13 protein-coding genes are annotated in these 12667 nt (G+C 60.3%); 8 read left to right on the forward strand and 5 right to left on the reverse strand.

Going from position 1 to position 12667, the window contains the following annotated elements; all coding sequences use genetic code 11:
* The first annotated feature begins 127 nt into the window (after window positions 1-127).
* Complete coding sequence (locus AC1ENN_RS13355; RefSeq protein WP_480406244.1) at window positions 128-988, forward strand: DNA-methyltransferase; 861 nt, start codon at window positions 128-130, stop codon at window positions 986-988.
* Window positions 985-1761, forward strand: a complete 777-nt coding sequence (locus tag AC1ENN_RS13360; protein ID WP_449647700.1) for an HAD-IIA family hydrolase — start codon at window positions 985-987, stop codon at window positions 1759-1761. Before AC1ENN_RS13355 ends, AC1ENN_RS13360 begins: the two co-directional genes overlap by 4 nt.
* 51 nt (window positions 1762-1812) lie before the next feature.
* On the opposite strand, the gene AC1ENN_RS13365 is transcribed toward AC1ENN_RS13360, so the two are convergent.
* Window positions 1813-3156 carry a septum formation family protein gene (locus tag AC1ENN_RS13365; protein ID WP_480406245.1) on the reverse strand — a complete coding sequence of 448 codons (1344 nt, stop codon included), beginning with the start codon at window positions 3154-3156 and terminating at the stop codon, window positions 1813-1815.
* Window positions 3153-3704 (reverse strand): orotate phosphoribosyltransferase, encoded by a 552-nt coding sequence (gene pyrE / locus AC1ENN_RS13370; protein ID WP_449647702.1) that lies wholly within the window; start codon window positions 3702-3704, stop codon window positions 3153-3155. Before pyrE ends, AC1ENN_RS13365 begins: the two co-directional genes overlap by 4 nt.
* Before the next feature lie 120 nt (window positions 3705-3824).
* On the opposite strand from pyrE, the gene AC1ENN_RS13375 reads away from it, so the two are divergent.
* A complete protein-coding gene (locus tag AC1ENN_RS13375) occupies window positions 3825-4661 on the forward strand; it encodes an exodeoxyribonuclease III (RefSeq protein ID WP_449647703.1) in 837 nt (278 codons plus the stop codon).
* Window positions 4662-4684: 23 nt separating this feature from the next.
* Here AC1ENN_RS13375 and AC1ENN_RS13380 read toward each other — a convergent pair whose 3' ends face one another.
* The gene (locus AC1ENN_RS13380; RefSeq protein WP_449647704.1) at window positions 4685-6853 is read right to left on the reverse strand and encodes an ATP-dependent Clp protease ATP-binding subunit; all 2169 of its coding nucleotides are present in this window, start codon (window positions 6851-6853) and stop codon (window positions 4685-4687) included.
* A gap of 119 nt (window positions 6854-6972) precedes the next feature.
* Between AC1ENN_RS13380 and AC1ENN_RS13385 the strand changes: the two genes are divergently transcribed.
* From AC1ENN_RS13385 to AC1ENN_RS13405, 5 genes are read left to right on the forward strand one after another with little or no spacing between them, the layout of a single operon-like run.
* Window positions 6973-7125, forward strand: coding sequence for a hypothetical protein (locus tag AC1ENN_RS13385; protein ID WP_480406246.1), 153 nt, complete (start codon window positions 6973-6975; stop codon window positions 7123-7125).
* A 42-nt stretch (window positions 7126-7167) separates the two neighbouring features.
* The gene (locus tag AC1ENN_RS13390; RefSeq protein ID WP_480406247.1) at window positions 7168-7821 is read left to right on the forward strand and encodes a hypothetical protein; all 654 of its coding nucleotides are present in this window, start codon (window positions 7168-7170) and stop codon (window positions 7819-7821) included.
* Window positions 7713-8447, forward strand: coding sequence for a hypothetical protein (locus AC1ENN_RS13395; RefSeq protein ID WP_480406248.1), 735 nt, complete (start codon window positions 7713-7715; stop codon window positions 8445-8447). Before AC1ENN_RS13390 ends, AC1ENN_RS13395 begins: the two co-directional genes overlap by 109 nt.
* Before the next feature lie 51 nt (window positions 8448-8498).
* A complete protein-coding gene (locus tag AC1ENN_RS13400) occupies window positions 8499-9209 on the forward strand; it encodes a hypothetical protein (protein ID WP_480406249.1) in 711 nt (236 codons plus the stop codon).
* Between the two features lie 33 nt (window positions 9210-9242).
* Window positions 9243-9440, forward strand: a complete 198-nt coding sequence (locus tag AC1ENN_RS13405; protein ID WP_480406250.1) for a hypothetical protein — start codon at window positions 9243-9245, stop codon at window positions 9438-9440.
* Between the two features lie 149 nt (window positions 9441-9589).
* On the opposite strand, the gene AC1ENN_RS13410 is transcribed toward AC1ENN_RS13405, so the two are convergent.
* The gene (locus AC1ENN_RS13410) at window positions 9590-10954 is read right to left on the reverse strand and encodes an NAD-dependent succinate-semialdehyde dehydrogenase (protein ID WP_480406251.1); all 1365 of its coding nucleotides are present in this window, start codon (window positions 10952-10954) and stop codon (window positions 9590-9592) included.
* 117 nt (window positions 10955-11071) lie between these two features.
* On the reverse strand, window positions 11072-12631 hold the full coding sequence (locus tag AC1ENN_RS13415; RefSeq protein WP_480406252.1) for a PucR family transcriptional regulator: 1560 nt from the start codon (window positions 12629-12631) through the stop codon (window positions 11072-11074).
* Between the last annotated feature and the right edge of the window lie 36 nt (window positions 12632-12667).

Genomic DNA, 12667 nt, shown 5'->3' on the forward strand with positions numbered 1-12667 from the left:
AAGAACTCACCAGAATCACGCTAAATAGTTAGGGACTTCTACCCCCATAGCGGAGGCTAGACAAGGTGTTCGCGCTGCAAAACACCAATGCGACGTCACGGCGAGCGCAGCCTGTTAATCTCAGAGCATGCAGCCGCACTGGAATCCCGATGGACCTGACCTTGTGGTGCAGGGCGATAATCTCCCCGCGATCGCCGCGCTGCCCGACGAAAGTTTTCGGCTGATCTACATCGATCCGCCATTCAACACAGGGCGAACCCAACGCCGGCAAGCACTCACCACCCAACGATCTGCCGAGGGCAGCCGTACCGGTTTTGGCGGAAACACCTACGACACCATCAAGGGTGTTCTCTACTCCTATGACGACACGTTTGCCGACTATTGGGAGTTTCTCGAACCTCGCCTGCAGGAAGCATGGAGACTGCTCGATGACCGCGGCACTCTCTACCTGCACCTCGATTATCGGGAAGTTCACTACGCCAAAGTTGCTCTCGACGCCCTCTTCGGTCGGGAGAGCTTTCTCAACGAGATCATCTGGGCCTACGACTACGGCGCCCGTGCTACCAAAAAGTGGCCGTCGAAACACGACACGATTCTCGTCTACGTGAAGAATCCCAAAAACTATTACTTCAACAACGAAGAAGTAGATCGCGAACCGTACATGGCACCCGGCCTCGTCACCGCTGAGAAGGCTGCTCGGGGCAAGTTGCCGACAGATGTCTGGTGGCACACGATTGTGTCCCCTACCGGTAAAGAGAAAACCGGCTATGCCACCCAAAAACCGGAAGGCATTCTGCGTCGAATCATTCAGGCATCCAGCCAGCCTGGAGATTGGGTGCTCGACTTCTTCGCGGGCAGCGGTACAACCGGAGCAGTGGCCCAAGCACTGAAACGGCGGGTGGTACTCGTTGAACAAAATCCCGCTGCCATAGAAATCATCACAGGTCGTCTTTCAACCGATACCGCATTCGCTAACATGAGCGCATGAGAGATCGCGCCGAAATCGAATGCTGGCTCACCGACATGGACGGTGTCCTCGTTCATGAAAACCACCCCGTTCCCGGGGCGGCAGAACTTTTGCAGCAGTGGCGAGACGAAGACAAGCCCTACTTGGTGCTCACCAACAACTCGATTTTCACACCCCGAGATCTGAGCGCCCGGCTCAAGGCATCCGGTCTCGATGTGCCAGAATCCGCAATCTGGACCTCAGCTCTTGCCACGGCGGATTTCTTGAAAGAACAAATCCCTGGCGGTAGCGCATTCGTCATTGGCGAGGCCGGAATCACCACAGCGTTGCACGAGGCCGGGTTCATCATGACTGAAACCGATCCCGACTATGTCGTCATCGGCGAGACCCGCAACTACTCATTCGAATCGATCACCAAAGCGATCCGCCTTATTGGCAACGGCAGCCGCTTTATTGCAACGAACCCGGATGCCACGGGGCCAAGCGCAGAGGGCCCGATGCCAGCAACGGGGGCCGTTGCCGCTCTCATCACCAAAGCCACCGGTCGCCAGCCCTACATCGTAGGCAAGCCGAACCCGATGATGTTCCGCTCAGCGCTCAACAAGATTGGCGCCCACAGCGAGACAACGGGAATGATCGGTGACCGCATGGACACCGACATCGTCGCCGGCATCGAAGCGGGACTCCACACGGTGCTCGTGTTGACCGGAATCAGCGATCAGAAAGAGATCAACCGCTACCCGTTCCGCCCGCACGAAGTGCTCAATAGTGTGGCTGACCTGCTCAACAGATAAGCCACGGCACCGGCAACGCTGAACCCGTGAGAGCGGCGAGCGAAGCTCCGCCTACTCGCCCACTGCTGCTGCAGCAGTCTGGGGTTGCGCAACAGATTCGGTGAGAGCCTCGGAACCGCTTCGGGTGGCGAAACAGTAATAGTCACGGAGACCGGCATCCCAATCGCTGGCGTTGGGGGCGAAACTCGTCACCAATTCGAGGTCGGCAAAGGACTGGGCGGCAGCAAAATTGATGACCGCGTCCGTTGAGCATGACGTTGTGGTTCGGGCCACTAAATCGTCAACTTCGGGAAAGGGCGCCGAAACCGCGTCGTCAAACTGGCCAACCATCAAGAGTTGAGCGGCGTGCGGCTGCGCGCAATCAATAACGGTGTACTCGTCTTGCCACGCTGATTCGAACGGTTCAAGGCATTCTCCGCCGAGCAGCGCACTCCACGCATACGTTCCTGACGGCAATGGCCCTACCGTCGGCGCTGCGCTTGCCGTGTCGGTGGGCACCGGCGTCGCGACCGCGGCCGGTGGCAACGAATCACCAATTTTGGTGCCAGCTAAGAAAAGCGCAGTGAGCGCAAGTGCCGCCACCAGCCCAGCGGCGATAGAGATCGCAATCAGCTGCCCTCGCGGGATCGGTGGCCGCGGTTCTTGAGGAACCCGAGGTGCGCTGAGCGCGACAGGAACCAATGCTCCGCGTGAGACCTCTTGGTATTCGACAAACTGCTCCTCGCCAAACAGCGCGCCAACAGCATCGTGCTCAACTGACTCGTCCTCTGGGCCTGCGGGCGAAACAGGATGCGCACCAAGAACCTCGGTTGCCCCTTCCAGCGCTGGGTCGACCGCTGCAGGCATCCGCAGTTCTCGTCGCGTCACCGCATTCATCGCTGCCGTAGGGAGATCGGCAGAACTGATTGCCGCTGTCGGCAGATCAGCCGAACTGATCGCTTGAGTTGGCAGGTCACGTGCGTTGGCATTGCTTGCGGGGAGATCGGCCACGTCCATGAGCCCCGTTGGCAAATCGGAGACGTCCATGAGCCCCGTCGGAAGATCGGCTACGGAGAGCGCCTCAGTGGCAGGCGGCTCAGTGCGTGCAGGCGGCTCGAGGTTTGGCTGCACCGGGCCTGGCTGCACGGGCTCAGGCAATACAAGCTCGGGAAGCTCGCCATCGCTGCCCGGTATCGCGGTGGGTTCGGGTGGCAACACGAGAAGTCCGGGAACCGCTGGGGTGACAGGAGCGGCTGGCTCGGCCGGCTTTTCGGGCTCGACCGGCTTTTCGGGCTCGACCGGCTTTTCGGGCTCGACCGGCTTTTCGGGCTCGGTTGGCGTCAGCCCCCAGCTGAATACGGGCTCAGGGGGCTGCTGCTCGTCATCCGAGCCGGTCGACCTATCGTCAGGTGTCACGAAGTCAGCCCCAGATCACCAAGCCCGATCGCAGAAAAGTATGGGTAGCCCGCTGCCTCGATGCGCTCTTTCGCTCCCGTGTCACGATCAACGACCACGGCAACACCAGCGATGATTGCGCCGACCTTCTCGAGAGCCTCGATGGCGGCTAGCGGGGATCCGCCCGTCGTAGAGGTGTCTTCGAGAACGATTACTCGCTTGCCCTCAAGCTCAGGGCCCTCAACTTGACGACCGCGGCCGTGATCCTTGGGCTCCTTGCGTACAACGAACGCGTCGTACGTCGCACCGCGCGCGGCACCCTGATGCAAGATCGCAGCAGCAACAGGATCGGCACCCATCGTCATCCCACCGACGGCAGCGATGTCAGGGATATCAGCGATGAGATCAAGCATCACCTGACCGATGAGCGGCGCAACCCGATGGTCGAGACTCACGCGGCGCAGGTCGACGTAGTAGCTCGCCTGCTTGCCGCTGGTCAGCGTGAAGTCGCCGTGGAAGACGGCATCGGCGGAAATGTAGTCAATGAGCTGCTGCTTGGCGTCGGTCACTCGTACAGAATACCCATGTGAGGCGCAGTGCCAGAGAAGAGTCTGGTGAGAGCCGCCGTGATGTGCGCAATTGTCGCGTGAACGGCGCGCGAGTAGAGGTAGACCTATTACCGTTGAGCTATGCGTATTGCCACCTGGAACGTGAACTCCATCCGAACCCGCGTTAGCCGTGTCGTCGACTGGATGCTCCGCGAAGACGTTGATGTTTTGGCGATGCAGGAAATCAAGTGCAAGCCAGAACAGTTTCCCTACGATGCCTTCACCGAAGCGGGCTATGAGGTCGAGCTTCACGGCCTGAACCAATGGAATGGCGTTGCTTTTGCCAGCCGACTTCCCATGGAAGACGTGACTGTCGGCTTCGACACGCAACCTGGTTTCGGCAAGCCGCTTGACGATGGGACCATTCCGATTGAGGCACGAGCCATTGGAGTGACGGTCGAAGGTGCGCGACTGTGGAGTCTCTATGTTCCTAATGGGCGCGAACTCGACAATCCGCACTACCCGTACAAGCTTGAATGGCTTGCCAATCTGGCCACGCAGACGACGAACTGGATGCGCGATCATCCTGAGCAACCCCTCGCCTTGATGGGCGATTTCAACATTGCCCCGTTCGATATCGATGTGTGGGACATGGCCGCTTTCGAGGGGAAAACTCACGTGAGCGAGCCCGAGCGCAACGCTTTTCGGGCATTCGAAACGGCCGGCCTCATTGACGCGCTGCGCAGTCGCGGCATCGAGGGCTACACCTATTGGGACTACCAGCAACTGCGTTTTCCCCGCAATGAGGGTCTACGAATTGACTTCATCATGGGGTCGCCTGCGTTTGACGCTCTAGTAACGGACGCGTCGATTCATCGCGAAGAGCGCAAGGGCGACAGCCCAAGCGACCACGTTCCCGTGGTCGTTGACCTGGCGATCGACACCGAAAACGATGACGATCGGCCCATGTTCCTTTAGGTGTTGCCGACTCTCGCCGCCGCCTAGCTCTGCGTGCTGCCTGGCTGCATCCGCGTTACAACTAGCGCGTCGCCATCAGAAGCAAGCGAAACAAGAACGGTGTCTCCATCGCGAATGTCGCCGGCGAGGAGCGACTTAGCGAGCCTGTCATCGATTTCGCGTTGCATCAGCCTGCGGAGCGGACGTGCACCATAGATGGGGTCGTAGCCGCGTTCCGCAAGCCACGTCCGAGCATCCGGAGTCACAGCCAACTGAAGCCGGCGATCGACAAGACGCTTGCCGAGTCGATCAATATCGAGCTCGACAATCTGGCTCAGGTCGTCGGTTGAGAGCGGCTGGAAGACGACGATGTCGTCGAGACGGTTGATGAACTCAGGCTTGAACGACTTGCGTACAAGGTCGTTCACGGCTTCTTTGCGAGCTTCCCACGGCAGCGCCTGTTCAGTGATGAACTGGCTGCCTAAGTTGCTCGTCAAGATCAGAATCACGTTGCGGAAGTCGACTGTACGGCCCTGACCGTCAGTCAAACGACCGTCGTCGAGCACCTGCAACAGCACGTCGAAGACTTCAGGATGCGCTTTCTCAACCTCATCGAGCAGAATCACCGAATACGGCCGACGTCGCACAGCTTCGGTCAGCTGCCCACCCTGCTCAAAGCCGATGTAGCCGGGAGGCGCACCGACGAGACGCGAGACAGAGAACTTCTCTCCGTACTCGCTCATGTCGATACGCACGAGGGCTTTTTCGTCGTTGAAGAGGTACTGCGCGAGGGCCTTCGCGAGTTCCGTTTTTCCGACACCGGTAGGACCGAGGAACAGGAACGATCCTGTGGGTCGGTCGGGGTCTGAGATTCCTGCACGTGTTCGGCGCACGGCCTCTGACACGGCTTGCACCGCTTCCTTCTGGCCGATCAATCGCTTGCCAAGTTCGGCTTCGAGGTGCAGCAGTTTTTCGGTCTCACCCTCGGTGAGGCGATCGACCGGGATGCCAGTCCACGCAGCCACGACCGCGGCGATGTCTTCTTCGGCCACCTGATCGTTGACCATCCGTGGCCCTGTTGGCTCGTTGCTCTCTGCCGTCGTGATGGCTTGCTCGATCGAGGGGATCGTCTCGTAGTTGAGCTTGGAAGCCTTCTGGTATTCCCCATCGCGCATAGCGCGGTCGAGTTCAATACGGGCATCGTTGAGCCGGGTCTTGAGTTCACCAACACCGGTGAGGCTCGCTTTTTCGATCTTCCAACGCGCTTCGAGTTCGCTCAAGTGCTTGCCCTGAACCGCGAGATCTTCGCGCAATTTCGCCAGCCGTGCCTTGGAGGCTTCGTCTTTTTCTTTCTTGAGCGCGAGTTCTTCAATGCGCAACCGGTCAACGGCACGCTTCAACTGGTCGATTTCGACCGGCGAGGAGTCGATTTCCATCTTGAGTCGGCTTGCAGCCTCATCAATCAGGTCTATGGCCTTGTCTGGCAGCTTGCGACCCGAAATGTAGCGGTTGCTGAGGGTGGCAGCGGCAACTAGTGCGGAGTCGGCGATGGCCACTTTGTGGTGCGCTTCGTAACGCTCTTTCAGTCCGCGCAAAATCGCGACGGTGTCTTCTACGGATGGTTCGCCAACGAACACTTGCTGAAAGCGTCGTTCGAGTGCGGCATCCTTCTCGATGTACTGGCGGTATTCGTCGAGAGTTGTTGCGCCGATCAGGCGCAACTCTCCGCGTGCAAGCATCGGCTTGAGCATGTTGGATGCCGCAACGGACCCTTCGCCGCCGCCTGCACCCATGAGGGTGTGGAGTTCATCAATGAAAGTGATGACTTCGCCGTCGGACTCTTTGATCTCTTTGAGGACTGCTTTCAGGCGTTCTTCGAATTCACCGCGGTACTTCGCGCCGGCAACGAGAGCGGCGAGGTCAAGCGAGATGAGTTGCTTGCCTTTGAGCGAGTCGGCGACGTCGCCAGCAACGATGCGCTGTGCGAGCCCCTCGACCACTGCCGTCTTTCCGACGCCGGGCTCACCAATGAGAACAGGGTTGTTCTTGGTACGTCGCGTGAGCACTTGGCTGACGCGACGAATTTCTGAATCGCGACCGATTACGGGGTCGAGCTTGCCACTTCGCGCGATCTCGGTGAGATTGACGCCGTACTTCTCAAGAGCAGTTTCTTGCTCTTCGTCAGTATCAGGGGCACCCTGCATGTTTGCCATTGCAAACCCTCCACAAAAGTTGAGTTAAGACGACTCAAGTTTATACCGGCGACGGCGCTCGTGGCTAGGTGGATGCAGTGTGCTCACAGAGAACTACCCTCCAATGAGACAATTTCACGGTGACCGCGACTCCCGACGACGATCTCCAATCCTTCCAAGTGAATCTCACGGGGGTTGTCGACCTCCTGAGCAAGCACATCTACTCGAGTCCGTGCGTGTATTTGCGCGAACTACTGCAGAACGGGCGCGACGCTCTGTCCGCACGGGTTTAGCTCGACGGCGACGACGCGAGCCGCGGCATCCGCATCACTCCGTTGAGCAACTCGAACGACACGTTCCGCTTTCAAGATGACGGCATTGGACTGACCGCCGCCGAAATGACTGAGCTGTTGTCGACCGTGGGCCGATCATCCAAGCGCGACATCTTTGACCTACCCCGCAGCGACTATCTGGGCCAGTTCGGCATCGGATTGCTCAGCTGCTTCATGGTGGCCGACCAGATTGTGATTCAGTCCCGCTCCGCTCGCGGCTCAGCCCCGGTCGAATGGATCGGCAATAGCGACGGCACGTTCAGCGTGCGCGAGTTGGAGGGCGAGCTGCCCATCGGCACCACCGTGTCGCTCAAGCCACGCTTCGATCAGCACGACCTGTTGAGCACAACGACCGTGATGGCACTCGCGAAGACCTTCGCCGAATTCTTGCCCGTGAGTGTGCGCGTTGACCTCCCCCACGGCGGCAGCGAGACCGAGACTCACGCGGCACCGTTCATCGAGCCGCACACCACCGAGCCGACCGAGCTGCTGGCGTACGGTCGCGAGCTGCTGGGGCCGATGATTTTGCCGCGAGCCGGGAATCGCTCGTGGATGACGACCTGCTCGAGCACACGCGATCCGCGATCGGTACGACGCTTCGCCAGTGGGTGCTGGAACTTGCCGCCCGCAATCCGGGCCAACTCAGCGACTTTGTGAACCTGCACTCGCTCGCCCTCAAGTCGCTTGTGATTCACGACGACGAGTTGGCGACCTTCATCACGCCCTGGCTCAGTGTCGAGACGACGCTGGGGCGCATGACCATCGAGACTCTCACGCGCGACCACAAGGCGCTGCGGTACGCCGAGTCAGTGGATGAGTTCCGCCAGATCGCGAGTATTGCGAGCGCCGGCCGCCCCGTGATTAACGGCGGCTATGTGTATGACACCGAGATCGCCCGCCTGCTGCCCACGATTGTTGATGGCCTCACCGTTGACCGCGTGAGCGTGCTCGACGAACTCGACTTCCTAGAAGTGCCGCCGCTGGATGCCCGTACCGCTGTTGCGCGACTCGAACACCGTGCCAGCGCCGTGCTCGCCGACGCCAACTGCTCGGTGATCGTGCGCAGCGTGTCGAGCGCCGACGTGACCGGGCTCTATTTGGCCGACCCCGAAGTACTGCGCTCAATCGACCGCCGCTCGGCCCGCGAACTGAACAAGCCCGGCCTGTGGCAGAACGTGCTCGGCAAAGTGGATGCCTTCGCTGACGAACGCATCGCGAGCGACGGCATTAGCAAACGCCTCGCTCGCCTCCGCCTCGTTGTGGACAAAAATCTCCGAACGTGAGTCTCGATCATAAACTGCAATCTCGCATACAACGAAGTTGGAGATGATGGAATGAATGCTCTTCAAAAAGCAACGTATATCGATATCGCTAAACGTTCTTGGGCGGTGCTTGCCGCCGGGCTGCTGGCTCTTACTCTCATCGCAGGAGTTGGCATTGCTGCACAGTCAAGCAACTCCGCAGCAGCACCCGCTGATGTTGCAACGAGCGTTACTTCGGCTGCATCCATAAACCATGAAATCAACTCGCCGCCTGCCCAAGCTGCTGAGATTCTTAGTGATAGCGAATTGGCGAGCCTCTCCGACGCCGAGATCGAATCCATGCTCGCCGAGGGTGAGCACAGGGTTGCTGAAGCGCAGCGAGAGTACGCAGCAAATTCATCACCGGAGGACTACGCAAAGGCAGTGACTGCATACGAAGCAATCAAGAGCCAGATTGACACGATAATTGAGGCCGAAGGCATCTCCGGGCTTCGTGACAAGATTCAAACATTGCAAGAGCAATCCGTTAGCAGTCTCAGCATCCACACCGTTGCGCGAAAGTGCATGGTTGTGTACAAATGGCAGCTCCAAACAATCGCGTGGATGGGAATCGGGTTCGGCGCGTTCTACGCAATTGCCGGCCTATTCGTCTCTGGGACGGTTGTGGGACTTCCAGGCGGAGCGGTTGTCGCCGCACTCGGCATAGGCCTTGGCGTAGAGTCCCAGTATTTCCTGTGGCGGGTGGACCAAGTAACTTGGACCTCAAAACGGGTCTGTTTCTAAGCTCTCAACTGCACAATTCTCACGGCGGGTGACATGTCAACTCAGGTACTGCTCGGCTTCGCAGCCGTACTTTTCATAGCCCTAATAGCAATATTGGGCATTTTCCTTCGAGCACGACGACAAAAGGATCAAGTGAAAGCTCCTCTGTGGGTGGGAGTGATGGCCGCAGTCGGGGCCCTCGCGCTTATCCTCATGGCGGTTCTTATCGTCGCTCTTTTCCCGATCAGTTAGGGCGGATTGAGTGTCGGGAAGTTACTGCCGCCCGAACGATTGCGGAGGGCGCATAGCGTATTCAGCCGGGACGGTCTGATGAAGATCGCACGCAAAGGCCCCGGTCGCGACTGCTCAGCGCAGTGCGGCCGGGGCCTTTTACGCGGCAGCTACGGGCGCTTGACCAGCTTGCGGTTCATGAACTCGTCGATGCCGTGCGAGCCAAGCTCGCGACCGGTGCCGGAGTTCTTGACTCCACCAAATGGCAGCTCGGGAGCATCCGCGCCGACCTCGTTGATGTAAACCATGCCAGCATCGATTCCGTCAGCGATGCGGTCAGCCTGGTCGGCATCCGTCGTGAAGACGTAAGAACCGAGACCGAATGGCGTCGCGTTAGCGAGCACGATGGCCTCTTCTTCGCTAGCCACGCGGTGCAGTTGAGCAACCGGTCCGAAGAACTCAGTGATGTACGCAGGGTTCTCAGGGCTGATGTTTTCGAGCACGGCTGGCGCAAACTTGGTGCCGTCGCGCTTGCCGGTTCCGACGCGCAGGGTCGCACCAGCGGCGACCGCTTCAGCAACCTGCTCCTCGAGGCCCTTCGCTGCGGCTACCGAGCACAGCGGGCCAAGCTCGGTGCCCTCTTCCATGGGGTCACCGACCGTGATGGCGCCCATCGCGGCACTGAACTTTTCGGCGAATTCTTCGTAGAGCGAGTCGATGATGACGAAGCGCTTGGCGCCGTTGCAGGCCTGGCCGTTGTTGTCGACGCGGGCCGCTACTGCAGCCTCAACCGTGGCATCCATGTCATCGGTCGACATGAGGATGAACGGGTCGGAGCCGCCCAGTTCGAGCACGCTCTTCTTGAGGTTGGTTCCGGCTGCGGCACCGACGATTGCGCCGGCACGCTCGGAGCCCGTGAGTGAGACGCCCTGGATACGCGGGTCGTCGATCATCGCGGCAATTTGGTCGTTGTCGGCGAGCACATTTTGGTAGCCACCGATCGGCAAACCGGCTTCATGAATGAGGGCTTCAAGCGCTGCAGATGACTCGGGGCACTGCTGGGCTGGCTTCACCAAAACGGGGTTGCCGAGAATGATGCTTGGACCGGCAAAACGGGCGATCTGGTAGATGGGAAAGTTCCACGGCATGATGCCCAAAACTGGACCGATCGGGCTCTTGCGAATCCACGCGGTGCCCGAACCGGCCGGGATTTGCTCATCGGCGAGGAAGGTTTCGGCGTTGTCGGCGAAGTAGCGGAAAATGTCGGCCGAGAACTCAACTTCACCCACCGCTTGGGCTAGTGGCTTGCCCATTTCGCGAACGATAATTTCGCCGAATTCGTCGGCTCGTTCAGCCAACAAATCGGCGATGCGAGTCACGATTGCTGCGCGCTCTTTTACCTGATCACGGTTCATTCCGCCGTTGTACTCGGAGTGCGCGGCGGCGACGATCTGCTCGATGACCTCGTCGCTCGCAGCGGGGTGGGCGGCACCCTCTTCTCCGGTGTAGGGATTGATCACTTGAAAAGTCTTCATGAGAGGTTCCTCGCTGCTCGAAAAGGTCCGGCGACGCCGCCGTGAATTGTTCGTAGGCTACATGCGAAAACCTAAAAATTGGAAGTGAGATTTTTTGGGCGGCGGTTTTCGGCAGCGCTACGAACCAGCATCACCAAGGTCAATCGCAGCCAACATCGCCCACAACTCGGCGCGACCTTGGAAGGTGTCGAGGCCCAGATTAGTGAGGTCGGCGAGGCGCTGCATCCGCGACTTTAGACCGTGCCGGTGGATGCCCAACTCCCGTGCCGCGGGATCCCACTGCCCGTTGTGCCGAAGCCACACTTGCGCGGCCCGCAGCAGCGCGAGCCCGTCGGCCGATTCGATGACGCTGGCGAGGCGGGCGTGAGCAATATCGGCCACCGAGCTGGAGGCCAACAGGCCGAAAAAACTTTCGCCGACGAGGCTGTCGAATTCGGTAATCGCTCCGGCCGGCGCCGCCTCGAGCGAACGCACCGCCTGGGTGATCGCGACGGTCAGTTCACTCCAACCGAGCACCGCCGAGAGCCCAACCGTGAGTTCGTTTGCCGCAAAGAATCGCTTCTCGTCCCGCAGCTGGCTCGCATCGATCAGCACGAGCAGGTGCCTCCCGTCGGCGACCGCAAAAAACGTGCTCTCGGCGCGCGCGGCCCGACGCTCAAGCACGTCGCGAATACTCGCCGTGGTCTGACTCAATTCCAGCGCCGCGACCGCGAACCGTTCAGCCGGCAAGTCGATGCCCGCCACCCGCACCGCACGCCGCACGCTGTCCACCCGGCCATCCTTCAGAAGCTGAAACAACTGCTCCAAAATCGCCCGATGCCCCACCCGCAAATTTTCGGTCTGCTCGAGCGACACCTCGGCGAGCGCCGCCAACACCGTCATCACCGAATTGTCGAGTGCCCCAAATTCGGTGTCGCGGGACCACGCGATGGCCCCGCACAAGCGTCCGCTCGGGCCAAGCGTTTGCACCACGCGGTGCTCACCTAGCAACTGCTCAACGACGCGCGCGCGACGAGCCCGACCCAGCAGGGTCGTGACCGAACTTCGGATGGCGGGGGCGGCATCCGCTGGTCGGCTGGCGGAGGCACGGTTGGCTTTCCCGCCGCGTTGGGGTTCGGAACTGTCGCTGACGAGCTCGCCGTCGGCGTCGAAGATCCACACGCCACAGTCGAGGTGCTCGGCGGCGCGAGCAGCCGCGGCGGGCAGGCGCCCTTTGCCGACGGCGGCGCTGGCGATGTCGTTCTGGGCGGCGAGGGCGCGGTCGAAGCCGGCGCGCGCTTGCTCTGCTTCGTTGTCAGCGACGAGGCGGCTGATGGCGATGAACGGGATGCGGTACGGCACTTCGAAGAGCGGAAGCCCGGCGGCGGAGCACGCGGCGACAAGGCCGGCTGGCACTCCGTGGGTGATCACTTCGGTGCCGAAACCGATCGCCGCGACGCCAGCGCTCGTGAGCCTGGCGACGTAGGAATCGAAGTCGGGCACGGCATTCGGGGCGGCGTTATCGACGAATTGGCGTCCGGTCGTGAGCAGCAATTGGCCCTCGGTGACGAAGGGAGTTGGATCGTCGAGGTCGGAGTTATGCACCCACGTGACGGTGCGCTCGAAGGTGTCAGCGGCGGTGAGTGGGCGCAGCGCAAGTCGCTCAGTCGCGATCACGTCGGCGAGGGGTGTGGGCATGGCAATCCTCCTTCTGCCATTCTGTCAGTTATTGCC

Source organism: Rhodoglobus sp. G.S.23 (assembly GCF_056675935.1).